Raw genomic sequence first — 16,332 nt, forward strand, 5'->3', positions numbered from 1 at the left:
AGTTAACCGAGGCGTGGGGCAGAGGCCGCGAGTAAATTTCAAGCAAAGGTTACGAAATGCCCGAGCCGGCGCGTCATTGCCTCGACAGGGCCTCGGCGAGGAAGTCGATGAACACCCGCACCTTGCGTGGCATGTGACGGCTGCTGCTGTACAGGGCGTAGATGCCGCGTTGGGGAAAGTGATAGGCCGGCAGCACCCGCCGCAACTGGCCGCTGTCCAGCAAGGGCTGGGCGATAAAGGAGGGCAGGGCGCCGATGCCGCTGCCGGCCAGCAGCAGGTCGCAGAGGATCAGGCTGTTGTCCGCCGAGAAGCGCGGCGGCAGCTGGATGCTGGCCATGCCCTCGGGGCCGCTGAGGTTCCACTGTCCCGGATGGTCGGCCAGGCGGTAGGCCAGGCAGGCGTGGTCGCGCAGCTCGTCCAGCGTCGCCGGCGCGCCGTGGCGCTCCAGGTAGGAGGGGGCGGCGCAGAGGATCTGCTGCGTCCGGCCCAGGCGCCGGGCGATGAGGGAGGAGTCGTGCAGCTCGGCGCGAATGCGCAGCGAGACGTCGAAGCCTTCGGCCACCACGTCGAGCAGGCGGTCGTTCAGGGTCAGCTCGACGTTCAGGCGCGGATAGCGCGCCATGAATTGCGCCAGCAGCGGCGACAGCACCTTGTGGCTGAAGGACAATGGTGCGTTGACCCGCAGGATGCCGCTGACCTCTTCCGAACCCTGGGCCGTGCTGCGTTCCAGGGCATCCAGTTCGTCGAGCAGGCGGCAGCATTCGGCGAAGTAGCCGCGGCCGGTTTCCGACAGGCTCATGCGCCGAGTGGTGCGCAGCAGCAACAGGCTGCCCAGGCGCGCCTCGAGCTGGCGTACCTGCTTGCTGACCGCGGCGGCCGATTGGCCGAGGTCCTCGGCGGCCTTGCTGAAACTGCCGCGCTCCACCACCCGGCGGAAGCTGCGCATGGCCGCGAGCAGGTCCATATAATTTCTCCTGGGTTGAATATGTTTTGATTTCTAAGCCGATTATCTCGGTAAGCGAAAAAAATACGATGGCGCTATCGCTTTCCGGCGTTGGGTCGGGAGGCTCGTCCTTCGCAAGGAGTCCGCCATGTTCCAGTCCATTCGCGCAAACCTGAAGTTCGGCCGTCAGCAGGCGGCCGTCTTGCCCCTGGCCTTGGCCCTGATTGGGGGCGCCGCCATGGCCGCGCCCGAGGTGGGCGTCAGCCCCTGGGGCGCGGCCGATGAGATCGGCCGTCTCAACCTGATCACCCCGCAGTCCCGGGCGGCCATCCTGGCGCGGGTATCCGGCGGCCGCGCCTATGACCTGTCGGTGGACTACTTCATCGGCATGCCCAGCTGGCAGGCAGCGGGCGATCCGCCCTATCAGATGTGGATGACCCACACCCCGCGGGGCAACCAGATCGCCGATCCCATGAGGGTCGGCGAGGCGATGAACGGCCACGTCAGCTACAGCGGCTCGGCGGTGTCCATGTATGCGCACATGGGTACGCACATCGATGCTCTCAACCACTTCGGCCTGAACGGCAGGATCTGGAACGGCTTCTCCGCCGCCGAGCACCTGGGCGACCGCGGCTGGGAGAAGGCCGGGGTCGAGACCATGCCGCCGATCATCGCCCGTGGCGTGCTGATCGACATGGCCGCGGCGAAGAACCTGGAGATGCTGCCGGACAACTACAAGGTCACCGCCCAGGACCTGCGTGACGCCCTGAAGCGGCAGCAGGTCGGCCTGGAGAAGGGCGATGTGGTGCTGATCCGCACCGGGCGCATGCGCGATTACGCCAATGCCCAGGCCTACATGAGCAATGCGCCGGGCCTGGGCCTGGAAGCGGCCAAGTACCTCATCGAGGAGGGGGACGCCATGGTGGTCGGTGCCGACAACCTGAGCTTCGAGGCCTTCCCTTCGGAAGTGTCGGGTAACTACGTGCCGGTGCACACTTACCTGCTGGCCCAGCAGGGCGCGCCGATCATCGAGCTGGCCAATCTCGAAGAGCTGGCCCGGGACCGGGTGTACCAGTTCGCCTTCGTCGGCGCCCCGCTGAAATTCCGCGGCGCCGACGCCGCGCCGTTGCGCCCGGTGGCCCTGCCGATCGAATAGGGGCACTATGCAGCCTCATGTCGCGCGCCGGCCTGCCTGGCGCGCGGCCGGGCTCGGGCAGCAGCCCTGCCACTCACGCTGTAACGAGGCAGCCGAGGATCATGAGCAGCACGCCCCCAGCGGACTTTCCCGACCTGGCCTTGAGCCACTTCGAACTCTATGTGCGCGATGTGGCGCAGATGGAGGCCTTCTACACCGCCGGCCTGGGTTTTATCGTCAGCGACCGGGGCGTAGGGCCGGACGCCATGGTGTTCCTCAGCCGCAATGCCGGCGAGCACCACCAGTTGGTGCTCAATCCCCGTCCATCGCGACGGCCCCAGGACAGCCCGCTGGACCACATCTCCTTTCGCGTGGCGAATCTGGCCGGCCTGCGCCGCTTCCACCAGGCCTTGAGCGCCGCGGTGGACGTAGCGCTGGAGGCGGTGTCCCACGGCACCACCTGGTCGCTCTATTTTCGCGACCCGGAAGGCAACCGCCTGGAGTTGTTCGCCGACACGCCCTGGCACGTCGACCAGCCGTGCAAGTTTGCCATCGACCTGGCCCTCGACGACGCGCAGCTGCTGGCTTTCACCGAGCAGCAGATCCGCGCCCGGCCCGGTTTCCGTCCGCTGGAACAGTGGCGCGTGGAGCATGACGCGGCCTTTGATCGGCGCTGATCGAGGGGGCAGGCTGAGGTATCCTGAACGTTCATTTCTCGCCAAGACCCCGCCATGCTGGTGATCTCCAACAGCGTCCACCTGCCCGACGACGAAGTCGAGTTGACCGCCATCCGCGCCCAGGGCGCCGGCGGGCAGAACGTCAACAAGGTGTCCAGCGCCGTGCACCTGCGCTTCGACAGCCAGGCCTCGTCCCTGCCGCCGTTCTACAAGGAGCGCCTGCTGGCGCTGCGCGACAGTCGCATCACCGCCGACGGGGTGATCATCATCAAGGCCCAGCAGTACCGTACCCAGGAACAGAACCGCAACGATGCCCTGGAACGCCTGGCCGAGCTGATCCGCAGCGCCGGCAAGACCGAGAAGGCGCGCCGGCCGACCAAGCCGACCCTGGGCTCGAAGAAGCGCCGCCTGGAAGGCAAGAGCAAGCGCGGGGCGATCAAGGCGGGGCGCGGCAAGGTGGACTACTGAGCGCGGCGCCTGCCGCGCGCGGGCAGGCGCCGCGCTCATCGCCGCTCAGTCCGCCGCGACCGCCTGCTGCCCGGTGGCCGTGCGGTGCGCCAGATCGCGCCGGCGCAGCAGGCGGTAGGCCGCCGGCAGCACGAACAGCGACAGCAGCGGCGCTGTGACCATGCCGCCGACCATGGGCGCGGCGATGCGGCTCATCACCTCGCTGCCGGTGCCGCTGTCGAGCAGGATGGGCAGCAGGCCGGCGATGATCACCGCCACCGTCATGGCCTTGGGCCGCACCCGCTGCACCGCGCCCTCGCGAATCGCCTCGAGCAGGGCGCGCTCGCTGCCGTCGCCGGCGTCCTGGCGCTCGCGCCAGGCGTTCTTCAGGTACAGCAGCATAATCACGCCGAACTCGGCGGCGACTCCGGCCAGGGCGATGAAGCCCACGCCGGTGGCCACCGACAGGTTGTAGCCCAGCAGATAGAGGAACCACACCCCGCCGACCAGGGCGAAGGGCAGGGTGGCCATGATCAGCAGGGCCTCGCCGACGCGGGCGAAGCACAGGTAGAGCAGCACGAAGATGATCGCCAGGGTGGCCGGCACCACCAGCTTGAGGCGGGCGTTGGCCCGTTCGAGGAACTCGAACTGCCCCGAGTAGCTCAGGCTCATGCCCGGCTCCAGCTGCACCTGGGCGTCGACGGCCCGGCGCAGGTCGCCGACCACCGAGGCCAGGTCGCGGCCGCGCACGTCGATATAAACCCAGCCGGAGGGACGGGCATTCTCGCTCTTGAGCATCGGCGGGCCGTCGCTGATGCTGACCCTGGCCACGCTGCCCAGGGTGATCTGGCTGCCCTGGGGAGTGTAGATCGGCAACTGGCGCAGGCCGGCCAACGAGTCGCGCCATTCACGCGGATAGCGCAGGCTGATGGGGAAGCGCGCCAGGCCCTCGACGGTCTCGCCGATGTTGGCGCCGCCGATGGCGCCGGCGACTATGGCCTGCACGTCGGCTATGTTCAGGCCGTGGCGGGCGGCCGCCTGGCGGTCGATGTCGACATCGACATAGCGGCCGCCGGTGAGGCGCTCGGCCAGGGCCGAGCCGACCCCGGGCACCGTCTTGGCCACCCGCTCCACCGCCTGGGTGGCCGCGTCGATCTGCGCCAGGTGACTGCCGGCCACCTTGACCCCGATCGGGCTCTTGATGCCGGTGGCGAGCATGTCGATGCGGTTGCGGATCGGCGGAATCCACAGGTTGGCCAGACCCGGCACCTGCACGGTGCGATCCAGTTCCTCCACCAGCTTCTCCGGGGTCATGCCGGCGCGCCACTGCTCGCGGGGCTTGAAGGCGATGGTGGTCTCGAACATCTCCAGCGGCGCCGGGTCGGTGGCGCTCTCGGCGCGGCCGGCCTTGCCGAACACGCGCTCGACCTCGGGCACGCTCTTGATCAGCCGGTCGGTCTGCTGCAGCAGCTGGGCGGCCTTCTGCGCCGACAGCCCGGGCAGCGCCGTGGGCATATAGAGCAGGTCGCCCTCGTCCAGGGGCGGGAGGAACTCGCCGCCCAGGTGGCTCATCGGCCACAGCGCGCTGAGCAGGATCGCCAGCGCCGCCAGCAGGGTGATTCCGGGCCGGCGCAGCACGGCGTCCAGGGCCGGCTGGTAGAGGCGGATCAGCCCGCGGTTGAGCGGGTTGCGCCGCTCGTCCGGTATCCGCCCGCGAATCCAGTAGCCCATCAGCACCGGCACCAGGGTCACCGACAGCCCGGCCGCGGCGGCCATGGCGTAGGTCTTGGTGAAGGCCAGGGGGCCGAACAGCCGGCCCTCCTGGGCCTGCAGGGTGAACACCGGGATGAACGACAGGGTGATGATCAGCAGGCAGAAGAACAGCGCCGGGCCGACTTCCACCGCCGCAGCGGTGATCACCCGCCAGTGATGTTTGCCCTTGAGCTGCTCGCCGGGGTGCGCGGCGCACCAGGCCTCGATCTTCTTGTGGGCGTTCTCGATCATCACCACCGCGGCGTCGACCATGGCGCCGATGGCGATGGCGATACCGCCGAGGGACATGATGTTGGCGTTGATGCCCTGCTGCTGCATGACGATGAAGGCCATCAGGATGCCGACCGGCAAGGAGACGATGGCCACCAGGGAGGAGCGCAGGTGCCAGAGGAACAGGGCGCAGACCAGGGCGACCACGATGAATTCCTCGATCAGCTTGTGACCGAGGTTCTCCACCGCGCGGTCGATCAGCTGGCTGCGGTCGTAGCTGGTGACCAGCTCGACCCCCTCGGGCAGGCTCTTCTTCAGCTCCTCGAGCTTGAGCTTGACCGCGGCGATGGCCTGGCGGGCATTCTTGCCGCTGCGCAGTATCACCACGCCGCCGACCACCTCGCCTTCGCCGTCCAGCTCGGCGATGCCGCGGCGCATTTCCGGGCCGAGCTGCACATGGGCCACCTCGCCGAGGGTCACCGGCACGCCGCCGGCGTCCAGGCGCAGGGGGATGGCGCGAAAATCCTCGAGCGTCTGCAGATAACCCGAGGCGCGCAGCATGAACTCGCTTTCCGCCAGCTCCAGCACGCTGCCGCCGGTTTCCTGGTTGGCCCGGCCTATGGCCTCGGCGACCTGCTGCTGGGTGATGCCGCGGTTGGCCAGCGCGATCGGGTCGAGCAGCACCTGGTACTGCTTGACCATGCCGCCGATGGTCGCCACCTCGGCGACGTTGGCCAGGGTCTTGAGCTCGAACTTGAGGAACCAGTCCTGCAAGGCGCGCAGCTGCGCCAGGTCGTGGCGGCCGCTGCGGTCCACCAGGGCGTATTGGTAGATCCAGCCGACGCCGGTGGCGTCCGGTCCCAGGGCCGGCTCGGCGCCGGCCGGCAGGCGGTTCTGCACCTGGCTGAGGTATTCCAGCACCCGCGAGCGCGCCCAGTACAGGTCGGTGCCGTCCTCGAACAGCACGTAGACGAAGCTGTCGCCGAAGAAGGAGTAGCCGCGCACGGTCCTGGCCCCCGGCACCGAGAGCATGGTGGTGGCCAGCGGATAGGTGACCTGGTTCTCGACGATCTGCGGCGCCTGGCCAGGGTAGGGGGTGCGGATGATCACCTGCACGTCGGACAGGTCCGGCAGGGCATCGACGGCGGTGTGCTGCAGCGACCAGCTGCCCCAGCCCACGGCGAACAGGGTGGCCAGCAGCACCAGGAAGCGGTTGGCCACCGACCAGCGGATCACGGCGGCGATCATGGCTGCACCTCCAGTTGCTCCAGGCGCTCGATACGCAGGCCCTCATCGCTCTCGCCGACGGCGAAGCGCACCCGGTCGCCGACGCGCAGGCCGCGGGCCAGGGCCGCTTCGGCCAGGGGGAAGCGCATGGTCATGCCGGGCATGCCGAGGGTCCTGAACGGGCCGTGGCTGATGGTCAGGGCCCGGGCCTCGATCCTCTCGATGCGGCCCTCGGCCTCGTGCAGGGCCGGCGCCGCCTGGGCGCTCGGCGCGTCCAGGGCCTGGGCCGGCAGCCCGCGCAGGCTGGCCTCGGAGTCCAGCAGGAACTGCCCGGAGGCGACCACCTGCTGGCCTGCTTCCAGGCCCTGCACGACCTCGACCTGGGCCGTGCTTTCCCGGCCCAGGCGAACCTCCACCGGGCGGTAGCGGCCCTCAGCCTCGGCCAGCATCACCAGGGCGCGGCGGCCGGTGCGGATCACCGCCTCGTTGGGCAGCAGCAGCGTGTCGGGCTCGCCCGCCCGCTGCAGCCGCACCTGGGCGGTCATGCCGGGGCGCAGCCGGCCCTGGGGGTTGTCCAGCTCGATGCGCAGGCGCAGGGTGCGGCTGTCCAGGTTGGCCTGGGGCAGCACGGCGTCGATCCTGGCCGCCTGCACCTGGCCGGGGAAGGCCGGCAGCCGGACCTCGACGCCCTGGCCGGCGCCGAGCCCGGAGGCCTCGGCCTCCGGCACCGCCACCTCGAGCCAGACGCGCTCCAGGCCGTTGATTCGGGCCAGCGTCGCGCCGGTGCCCAGGGTCATGCCCTCGCGCACCTCGAGCTCGCGCAGCACGCCGGCGATCGGACTGGTCAGCGTCCACGACGGCTGCACCCGGCCGCTGCGCTCGACCCGGGCGATCAGCTCGGCGGGCATGCCGGCCAGGCGCAGGCGTTGGCGCGCCGCCGCCAGCAGCCCGGCGTCGCCGACCGTGCGCAGGGCGAGGAACTCCTCCTGGGCGGCGGACCACTCGGGGACCAGCAGATCGGCCAGCGGGTCGCCGGCGGCCAGCAGGTCTTCGTTGGCGCGGCGGTAGACGCGCTCGACGAAGCCGCCGCTGCGCGCCTGCACCAGGGCCACGGCGCGGTCGTCGAAGGTCAGGCTGCCGACCAGTTCCAGCTCGCCGGCCAGGCTGCCGCGGCTGACCGTGGCCAGGCGCATGCCGAGGTTCTGGGTGACGCGCGGGTCGATGCTCAGCGCGGCGCTGTCGCCCGCGTCGTCGGCGTAGCGCGGCACCAGGTCCATGTCCATGAAGGGCGACTTGCCCGGCTGGTCGAACTTCTGCTGCGGGTACATGGGGTCGTACCAGTACAGCACGGCCTTCTCGCCTGGGGCGGCAGGCGCAGCGGCCTGGGTCGGCATAGCGCCGTGCCGTTGCCCGGCGAGCCAGTAGCCAGCGGTGCCGCCGAGGGCGAGCGCCAGGCCGAGCAGCAGGGTGCCTTTAAGGATTCGAGCGGGCATCAGGGGGCTTCTCCGTAGGCGAAATACAGGCGGGCGCCGGTCAGGGCGCGTTGTTCTTCGAGGTCGATGTGGCGCAGGCGCGCCTCGATCAGCTCGCGGCGGGCTTCGAGCACTTGGTCCAGCTCGCCGCTGCCGGCGCGGTAGCCGGCCAGGGACAGCGCCTGCTTCTGCGTGGCCAGCGGCAGCAGGCTGTCCTGGCTGCGCTGCACGGCGCGGTGCAGGCGCCGGTAGTCGGCCAGGTCCGTGGCCAGCTGCGCGGCATGCTCGCGTTCCAGTGCTTCGCGTTCGGCCTGCACGCGGCTCAGTTCGGCGTGGCGGGCGGCGATCCTGGGGTTCTGCCGGGAGCCCGGGAACAGCGGCAGGTCGACGCTCAGCTGCAGGCTGACCATGTCGCCGAACTCGCGGCCGCGGCGCTGATAGCCCAGCTCCCAGCTCCAGTCCGGGCGCTTGTCGGCCACGGCCTCGCGTACCCTGGCCTCGGCCTCCTCGGTCATGGGCGCGAAGGCGCTCAGTTCCGGGTGGCGCTGCAGCCGGTCCTGGTAATGCCGGGCGTCGACCGCCCAGTGGGGCAGGCGCCCCTGGGGCGTGCGTTCGGCCGCCTCGCCGATCCAGCGGCGCAGGGTCGCCCGCTGCCGGGCCTGGGTGCTGAGCAGCTGATCCTCCTGTTCGGCCAGCAGGGCCGCCTCCTGCTTCGGCGCCACGCTGTCGGCCGCCTGGCCGCGGCCGCCGGCGATGCGCGCCTGCACCGCCTTGGCCAGCAGGCGGTTCTCGGCGTAGAGGCTGGCGAACAGTGCGAGCTTCTGTTCGACGGCCAGGGCCGAGATCCAGGCCAGGGCGGTTTCCCGCCTGACCCTGAGGCGCTCGACCTCCAGCTCGGCGTCGGCGCGCCGCAGGCCGGCTTGGGCGACATCGACCCGCGCCTGGCGCTTGGCCCGGTTGGGCACCTCCTGCATGAAGCCGACCATCTGCATGGTCATGGGCTCGCGATCCAGGCGGGCGCGGTCGTCGCCCTCGATGGGCACGTTCTGCAGGCCGAGCCGCAGCTTGGGGTCCGGCAGTTCGCCGGCGGGGATGGCGGCGTGGCGGGCGGCCTCGACGCCGGCCGCCTCGGCGGCCAGGGAGGGGGCCTGGCGTTCGGCCAGTTCGAGCGCTTCATCCAGGCTCAGGGCGACCGCCCAGGTCGGCAGGGCCAGCAGGCAGGCCACCAGCGCGGCCAGGCAGACGCGCCCGTTGGGGGAACGAGGTGATCTCATGTTTGCGACTTCCAGCGATGATCCAGCGCCGCCCGACGGGCAGGCGCACAGGCCGCTGCGCCTGTCAGGGCGTGCAGCGGCGTTCAGGACATGACGGGAGTCAGGCGCGGGGAGGGCGCCAGAGGCCTTCGGGGGTCGGGGAAGGAATGAAGTCGCCGTAGCGCGCCAGCAACGGGGTGCCGGCCAGGCGCAGCAGCGGCTTGCCTATCGTCACCTGCAACAGGCTGCCGCCCTGGCACTGCTGGCCGCTCTTGCACAGCTTGCCGCCACTCCGTTCGCCCATCTGCGCAGCGCAGCAGTCTTCGGCCGAATCCATGGCCATCCCCTCGTGCTGGGCAGCCATGGGGCACGGCCCGGCCTGCACGGCCAGCGCCGCCAGCCCGTTGAGGGGCAGCGCGAGGCACAGCAGCAGGCAGAGGAGCAGGCGAACGGGGGCGGTCATTGCGGCTTCTGGCGTGAAGGGTCAGCGATTATAACCATAGTGCCGGGCAATGAAGTGGTCGAGCGACAGCGCCCCGGGGCCCTTGGCCGCCAGCATCAGCAACACGGCCGCCCAGACCCCATGGGTCGGGTAGGCGCCCGGGTAGACGAACAGCTGAATCACCAGGGTCATGCCGACCAGGGCCAGGGCGGAGAAGCGGGTGGCCAGGCCGAGCAGGATCAGCAGCGGAAACAGGTGCTCGGCGAAGGCCGCCATGGACGCGGCCAACTCCGGCGGCAGCAGCGGCACCTGGTACTCGTGTTCGAACAACGGCACGGCCGAGGCGGAGAGCTTGGGCAGGCCGAACTCGAAGCTGCCTTCGACCAGGTCGATGGCCAACCCCTCGATCTTGGTCTGCCCGGACTTCCAGAACACCGCGGCGATGGAGAAGCGGCCGAGGAAGGCCACCAGGCCGTAGGGAATCAGCTTGCACAGCTCGATTGCCCAGGCGATCAGGCGAACGGGAGCGGCGGCGTGGGCGGGATTGCTCATGGGCATTGTCCTTGGTTGTCGTAAGCAAACTGGATGATGGCGCCGCTGCCGAGCAGATGGCTCAGGCAGCGGGCGGGGTCGAATTCGGCGTCGCGGGCCAGGGCGCGCTCCGCGGCTTGCCCCAGGGGCTGTCCCTGCTGCAGGCTCTGGATGAACCGGGCGTCGCCCGGGCGGATGCCGAGTACCTCCACCTCCAGTCCTCGGCGCTGCACCAGGGCGCACTCGGCCTGGAGAGGGTCGAAGCCGGCGAGCGGCCGCTCGTCCTGATGGGCGGCCCAGAGCGAGACCACGGCGAAGGCCGAGTCGAGCACGCCGAGGGCCGGATGCAGCTGGAAGCACAGGGCGCCGACGCGCTCCGGCGTGGCCAGGGCGGTGGCCAGCGCGTCGCTGGCCACGGGGCCTGCGTCGGCGGCGTGGTAAGCCTCGATGCGCAGCAGCTCCAGGCGCGCCATGTCCGCCAGATAGGGCAGGCTGGCGGCGGGGGCGAAGCCTTCGATGAAGGCCGGGAAGCCGGCGCCGTAGTGAGCCAGCAGGCGCGAGCGCGGTGGCGAGTTGCGCACATGCACCGCGGCCATGGCGCGGAAGAAGTTCTCGCCCACCAGTTGCTGGACCACCGGGAAACTGGCGGCCAGGGCATCGATCAGGGAGCTGAGCACGTTGTTGCGATAGACGGCGAAACGTTTCGCCGGGTCGGAGCCGTTCCAGGCCCGCAGCTGCGCCGGGCATTCCAGCTCGGGGTCGAGCAGGGCGACGGCGAAGCGCTGTTGCAGGCTCATGCGTGCACCTGCTGCCTGGCGGGCCGACAGGCATCGAGCAGCGCCTGCGCCCGCTGCGCCTCCTCCACCAGCACGGCCAGGGCGGGCACGGCATTGTCCCGTTCGAGCAGGGTCGGGCAGGGGCCGATCAGCTGCAGGGCATCTTGGTAGAGTCGCCACACGGCATCGTCGACCGGCGCGCCGTGGTTGTCGATCAGCAGGCGGTCGCCTGCCGCGTCGCGGTCTTCGGCGAAACCGGCCAGATGGATCTCGCCGACCGCGTCCAGCGGCAGGGCACGCAAGTAGGCCTGGGCATCCCAGTGATGGTTGATGCAGGACACATAGATGTTGTTGACGTCCAGCAACAGGCCGCAGCCGGTGCGGCGGACGACCTCGCCGATGAAGCTGGCTTCGTCCAGGGTCGAGCCGGCGAACTCCAGGTAGGTCGCCGGATTCTCCAGCAGCATCTGGCGCTGCAGACGGCTCTGCACCTGATCGACGTGGGCGCAGACCCGGTCGAGGGTCACGTCGTCGTAGCAGATGGGCAGCAGGTCGTTGAGGAACACCTCGCCGTGGCTGGACCAGGCCAGGTGTTCGGAAAAGGCGTGGGGCTGGTAGCGCTCCAGCAAGGCGGCCAGGCGCTCGAGGTGCTCGCCGTCGAGTGGCTGCTCGCCGCCGATGGACAGGCCGACGCCATGGACCGACAGGGCATAGCGCTCGCGGATCTGGCTCAGGTAGTGATGGAAGGGGCCGCCGGCGACCATGTAATTCTCGGCATGCACTTCGAAGAAGCCCACCGCCGGGTCACTGGCGAGGATGTCCTCGAAGTGCTGCGACTTGAGGCTGACCCCGGCCCGGCTGGGAAGCGCGGGCCGAAGCGCAGGAGCGCTGCTGACGAGGGGATGGGGGGTAGGGGTCATCAACAGCGCTCCTGCTCGCGGGTCAGGATTTCACTTCTTCGAAGGCCTCGAGCTGGCCGAAGCCGGTCGGCGAAGTCGGCGAGGCGATTTCCTTGCAGGTACCCTCGGGCACGAACTTCCAGGCATTGCCCTGGTAGTCGCTCTTCGCGGTGCCGGCGCAGGTGGTGCCGGGGCCGGCGGCGCAGTCGTTCTTGCCTTTCATGGCTACGCCGTAGCACTTCTCGTTGTCCGCCGCCTGGGCGGTGAGCGGGGCGCTGGAGATCGCCAGGGCTGCCCCCAGGGCAAGGGCGAGACCGGCGGCCGAAACAGCATGGGAAGCAGTGGTTTTCATCTTGGGTATCTCCATATGGTTGAGGGGTGAAGCACTCGGAAGCAGCATAGAACAGCAGCGGTGGCAGCCTGGCTCGTCTGCAGCAGGCACGGGGCCTGGCCGAGGCGGCGCAGAAACGGCAACTCACCTCTGGCATCGCGTGCTCCGCGTGCCGTTCTTACTCAATCAGACGGACGGTATCGGCTTTTGTTACAGGGCACCGGCAGAAATCTGTTCGAACCGGGCCAGGGAACGTGCGACCGCCCGGCAATCGCCCAGTCGAGCGCTATTGGGGGGCGGCGCACAGCGCCAGGGCGCTGTCGAGCATGCGGTTGGAGAAGCCCCACTCGTTGTCGTACCAGGCCATGACCTTGACCAGCTTGCCGCTGACCTTGGTGTGGTTGGCGTCGAAGATCGACGACAGTGGGTTGTGGTTGAAGTCGCAGGACACCAGCGGCAGGCTGTTGTAGCCGAGCACCGGCGATTGCCGGCTGGCGGCCTGGAGCAGGGCGTTGATCTCCTCGGCCGTGGTCTCGCGCTGGACCTGCAGGCACAGGTCGACCAGCGAGACGTTGACCACCGGTACCCGCACCGCCATGCCGGTGAGCTTGCCGGCCAACTCCGGCAGCACCAGGCCGACCGCCTCGGCGGCGCCGGTCTTGGTCGGGATCATCGACTGGGTCGCCGAGCGGGCGCGGTAGGGGTCGCCGTGGTAGACGTCGGTGAGGTGCTGGTCGTTGGTGTAGGCGTGGATGGTGGTCATCAGGCCCTGCTCGATGCCCAGTTCGCGGTGCAGCACCTGGGCCACCGGGGCCAGGCAGTTGGTGGTGCAGGAGGCATTGGAGACGATCCGCATGGACTGACGCAGCACGCTGTGGTTGACCCCGAACACCACGGTGGCGTCGGCGCCCTTGGCCGGTGCCGAGATCAGCACCTTGCGCGCGCCGGCGCTCAGGTGGCCGGCGGCCTTGTCGCGCTCGGTGAACAGGCCGGTGCATTCCAATACCAGGTCGACCCGGTGGGCCTTCCACGGCAGCTCGGCGGGATCGCGGATGGCACTGACGGCGATACAGTCGCCATTGACCCTCAGGCTCTCGCCGTCAGCCTCGACCTCGCCGTCGAAGATGCCGTGCACGCTGTCGTATTTGAACAGGTGCGCGTTGATCGCGCTGTCGCCCAGGTCGTTGATGGCCACGACCTGCAGTTGTTGACGGTAGCCCTGGCTGTACAGGGCGCGCAGCACGTTGCGGCCGATGCGGCCGAAACCATTGATGGCGATTCGTAGGGTCATGGTGGCTTCTCGTGATTTTGTTGTTGGAATTACAAGATTATATTCGAAGCTATGGAAATCAAGCGATTTGGCTGGCAGTATTCTTGTATTAAGCACAAGATATCGCTATCCGCCAGCTTGGAGTCGACAACATGCATCCCCGCGTCCTTGAGGTAACCGACCGTCTGATCGAGCGCAGTCGTGACACGCGCGCGCGCTACCTGGCAATGATCGATGCGGCCGCCAGCGAAGGCCCGCAGCGCGGCAAGCTGCAGTGCGCCAACTTCGCCCACGGCGTGGCCGGCTGCGGCGGCCAGGACAAGCAGACCCTGCGCCTGATGGATGCGGCCAACGTGGCGATTGTTTCTGCTTACAACGACATGCTCTCGGCCCACCAGCCGTATCAGGATTACCCGGAGCGGATCAAACAGGCCCTGCGCGAGGTCGGCTCGGTCGGCCAGTTCGCCGGTGGCGTGCCGGCGATGTGCGACGGGGTGACCCAGGGCGAGCCGGGCATGGAGCTGGGCATCGCCAGCCGCGAGGTGATCGCCATGGCCACCGCCGTGGCGCTGTCGCACAACATGTTCGACGCGGCGATCTACCTGGGCATCTGCGACAAGATCGTCCCGGGTCTGATGATGGGCGCGCTGCGCTTCGGCCACCTGCCGAGCCTGTTCGTGCCGGCCGGCCCCATGCCTTCGGGCCTGTCGAACAAGGAGAAGGCCGACGTGCGCCAGCGCTATGCCGAAGGCAAGGCGACCCGCGACGAGCTGCTGGAAGCGGAGATGGCCGCCTACCACAGCCCGGGCACCTGCACCTTCTATGGCACCGCCAACACCAACCAGCTGCTGATGGAGGTGATGGGCCTGCATTTGCCCGGCGCCTCCTTCGTCAATCCGGGCACCCCGCTGCGCGAGGCCCTGACCGTCGAGGCGGCCCGGCAGATCACCCGCCTGACCAAGCAGAGCGGCCAGTTCATGCCGCTGGGGCGGATCGTCGACGAGCGCTGCCTGGTCAACTCCATAGTCGCGCTGAATGCCACGGGCGGTTCGACCAACCACACCCTGCACATGCCGGCCATCGCCCGCGCCGCGGGCATCCAGCTGACCTGGCAGGACATGGCCGACCTGTCCGCCGTGACCCCGACCCTGGCCCACGTCTACCCCAACGGCAAATCCGACATCAATCATTTCCAGGCCGCCGGTGGCATGGCCTTCCTGATTCGCCAGCTGCTCGAGGCCGGCCTGCTGCACGAGGACGTCAACACCGTGGCCGGACACGGCTTGTCCCGCTACACCCGCGAGCCCTTCCTCGAGGACGGCCAACTGGTGTGGCGCGATGGCCCGAGCAAGAGCCACGACGAAAGTGTGTTGCGCCCGGTGGCCAACCCGTTCTCCGCCGAGGGTGGCCTGCGCCTGATGCAGGGCAATCTGGGGCGCGGGGTGATGAAGGTCTCCGCCGTGGCGCCCGAGCACCAGGTGGTCGAGGCGCCGGCGCGGGTATTCGAGGACCAGCAGGAGCTGGCCGATGCCTTCAAGGCCGGCGAGCTGGAGCGCGACTTCGTCGCGGTGATGCGTTTCCAGGGGCCGCGCAGCAACGGCATGCCCGAGCTGCACAAGATGACCCCGTTCCTCGGCGTGCTGCAGGACCGCGGCTTCAAGGTGGCGCTGGTCACCGACGGGCGCATGTCCGGTGCCTCGGGCAAGATCCCGGCGGCCATCCATGTCTGCCCCGAAGCCTTCGACGGCGGCCCGCTGGCGCGGGTACGCGACGGCGACCTGATCCGCGTCGACGGCCAGACCGGCGAGTTGCGGGTGCTGGTCGAGGACGCCGAGCTGGCGGCGCGTGAGCCGGCGGTCGACACCCTGAACAATGCCGTGGGCTGCGGCCGTGAGCTGTTCGCCTTCATGCGCCTGGCCTTCAGTTCGGCCGAGCAGGGCGCCAGCGCCTTCACCAGCAGCCTGGAGTCGCTGAAGTGAAACTGGCGCTGGTCGGCGATATCGGCGGCACCAATGCGCGCTTCGCCCTGTGGCGCGACGAGCAGCTGGAGTCGGTGCGGGTGCTGGCCACCGCCGACTACCCGGGGCCTGAGGCGGCCATCGGCGCCTACCTGGCCGAACTGGAGCTGCCGCTCGGTGCAGTGGATTCGGTGTGCCTGGCCTGTGCCGGGCCGGTCGGCGGCGATGAGTTCCGTTTCACCAACAATCACTGGCGCCTCAGTCGCGCGGCCTTCTGCCGCGAGCTGCAGGTGCGTGAGCTGCTGCTGGTCAACGACTTCTGCGCCATGGCCCTGGGCATGACCCGCCTGGGTGAGGGCGAGCGCCTGCAGCTCTGCCCCGGCGAGCCCGAGGCGCACCGGCCCTGGGTGGTGATCGGTCCCGGCACCGGCCTGGGCGTCGGCACCCTGCTGCAGCTGGCCGACGGCAGCTGGCTGGCGCTGCCGGGGGAGGGCGGGCATGTCGACCTGCCGATCGGCAGCCCGCGCGAGGCCCTGTTGTGGCAGCAGCTGCATGCCCAGCTCGGCCATGTGCGCGCCGAGGACGTGCTCAGCGGCGGCGGTCTGCTGACGCTGTACCGTGCGATCTGTGCCCTGGATGGCCATGCGCCGCGGCTGCACTCGCCCGCCGAGATCACGGCGGCGGCGCTGGCCGGCGATGCCGTCGCCTTGCAGGTGATCGAGCAGTTTTGCTGCTGGCTCGGCCGTGCGGCGGGCAACCTGGTGCTGAGCCTGGGCGGGCGCGGCGGCGTCTACATAGTCGGCGGCGTGGTGCCGCGCTTCGCCGAGCTGTTCCGGGCCAGCGGCTTCGCCCGCTGCCTGCGCGACAAGGGCGTGATGAGCGGTTACTTCGAGGGCATTCCGGCCTGGCTGGTGACGGCCGAGTACCCCGGGTTGATGGGCGCAGGCGTCGCTTTGCAGCAAGCATTCGCCACGGCGCGGGTGTAGGC

15 protein-coding genes are annotated in these 16,332 nt (G+C 69.4%); 5 read left to right on the forward strand and 10 right to left on the reverse strand.

Annotated features, from left to right (window positions below; translation table 11 throughout):
- Positions 1-73: 73 nt before the first annotated feature.
- Positions 74-964 carry a LysR family transcriptional regulator gene (locus SBP02_RS08715; RefSeq protein WP_318645990.1) on the reverse strand — a complete coding sequence of 297 codons (891 nt, stop codon included), beginning with the start codon at positions 962-964 and terminating at the stop codon, positions 74-76.
- Positions 965-1,091: 127 nt separating this feature from the next.
- On the opposite strand from SBP02_RS08715, the gene SBP02_RS08720 reads away from it, so the two are divergent.
- From SBP02_RS08720 to arfB, 3 genes are all read left to right on the forward strand, one after another.
- Positions 1,092-2,099 carry a cyclase family protein gene (locus SBP02_RS08720; RefSeq protein ID WP_404824364.1) on the forward strand — a complete coding sequence of 336 codons (1,008 nt, stop codon included), beginning with the start codon at positions 1,092-1,094 and terminating at the stop codon, positions 2,097-2,099.
- A gap of 101 nt (positions 2,100-2,200) precedes the next feature.
- Complete coding sequence (locus SBP02_RS08725; RefSeq protein WP_318645991.1) at positions 2,201-2,755, forward strand: VOC family protein; 555 nt, start codon at positions 2,201-2,203, stop codon at positions 2,753-2,755.
- Positions 2,756-2,809: 54 nt separating this feature from the next.
- Entirely contained in the window at positions 2,810-3,223 is a 414-nt protein-coding gene (gene arfB / locus SBP02_RS08730; RefSeq protein WP_318645992.1) for an alternative ribosome rescue aminoacyl-tRNA hydrolase ArfB, read from the forward strand.
- Positions 3,224-3,268: 45 nt separating this feature from the next.
- On the opposite strand, the gene SBP02_RS08735 is transcribed toward arfB, so the two are convergent.
- The 9 genes from SBP02_RS08735 to gap form a co-directional block, all read right to left on the reverse strand.
- Positions 3,269-6,433, reverse strand: a complete 3,165-nt coding sequence (locus SBP02_RS08735) for an efflux RND transporter permease subunit (protein WP_318645993.1) — start codon at positions 6,431-6,433, stop codon at positions 3,269-3,271.
- Entirely contained in the window at positions 6,430-7,905 is a 1,476-nt protein-coding gene (locus SBP02_RS08740; RefSeq protein WP_318645994.1) for an efflux RND transporter periplasmic adaptor subunit, read from the reverse strand. Before SBP02_RS08740 ends, SBP02_RS08735 begins: the two co-directional genes overlap by 4 nt.
- Positions 7,905-9,158, reverse strand: a complete 1,254-nt coding sequence (locus SBP02_RS08745) for a TolC family protein (RefSeq protein ID WP_318645995.1) — start codon at positions 9,156-9,158, stop codon at positions 7,905-7,907. The genes SBP02_RS08740 and SBP02_RS08745 overlap by 1 nt, the downstream gene beginning before the upstream one ends.
- Positions 9,159-9,258: 100 nt before the next feature.
- Entirely contained in the window at positions 9,259-9,600 is a 342-nt protein-coding gene (locus tag SBP02_RS08750; protein ID WP_318645996.1) for a hypothetical protein, read from the reverse strand.
- Positions 9,601-9,621: 21 nt separating this feature from the next.
- Positions 9,622-10,131, reverse strand: coding sequence for a DoxX family protein (locus SBP02_RS08755; protein ID WP_318645997.1), 510 nt, complete (start codon positions 10,129-10,131; stop codon positions 9,622-9,624).
- Positions 10,128-10,907: an HvfC/BufC N-terminal domain-containing protein gene (locus tag SBP02_RS08760; RefSeq protein ID WP_318645998.1), complete on the reverse strand. Its 780-nt coding sequence runs from the start codon at positions 10,905-10,907 to the stop codon at positions 10,128-10,130. Before SBP02_RS08760 ends, SBP02_RS08755 begins: the two co-directional genes overlap by 4 nt.
- The gene (gene bufB, locus SBP02_RS08765; protein WP_318645999.1) at positions 10,904-11,806 is read right to left on the reverse strand and encodes an MNIO family bufferin maturase; all 903 of its coding nucleotides are present in this window, start codon (positions 11,804-11,806) and stop codon (positions 10,904-10,906) included. The genes SBP02_RS08760 and bufB overlap by 4 nt, the downstream gene beginning before the upstream one ends.
- Before the next feature lie 22 nt (positions 11,807-11,828).
- Complete coding sequence (locus SBP02_RS08770; protein WP_318646000.1) at positions 11,829-12,137, reverse strand: BufA1 family periplasmic bufferin-type metallophore; 309 nt, start codon at positions 12,135-12,137, stop codon at positions 11,829-11,831.
- A gap of 265 nt (positions 12,138-12,402) precedes the next feature.
- Positions 12,403-13,407 carry a type I glyceraldehyde-3-phosphate dehydrogenase gene (gap, locus tag SBP02_RS08775; protein WP_318646001.1) on the reverse strand — a complete coding sequence of 335 codons (1,005 nt, stop codon included), beginning with the start codon at positions 13,405-13,407 and terminating at the stop codon, positions 12,403-12,405.
- Positions 13,408-13,538: 131 nt separating this feature from the next.
- Between gap and edd the strand changes: the two genes are divergently transcribed.
- Both edd and SBP02_RS08785 read left to right on the forward strand, forming a co-directional pair.
- Positions 13,539-15,365, forward strand: coding sequence for a phosphogluconate dehydratase (gene edd / locus SBP02_RS08780; protein WP_318646002.1), 1,827 nt, complete (start codon positions 13,539-13,541; stop codon positions 15,363-15,365).
- Positions 15,362-16,330 (forward strand): glucokinase, encoded by a 969-nt coding sequence (locus SBP02_RS08785; RefSeq protein WP_318646003.1) that lies wholly within the window; start codon positions 15,362-15,364, stop codon positions 16,328-16,330. Before edd ends, SBP02_RS08785 begins: the two co-directional genes overlap by 4 nt.
- Positions 16,331-16,332: the final 2 nt, after the last annotated feature.

This window comes from Pseudomonas benzenivorans (genome assembly GCF_033547155.1).
GTDB classification, from domain to species: domain Bacteria; phylum Pseudomonadota; class Gammaproteobacteria; order Pseudomonadales; family Pseudomonadaceae; genus Aquipseudomonas; species Aquipseudomonas benzenivorans_B.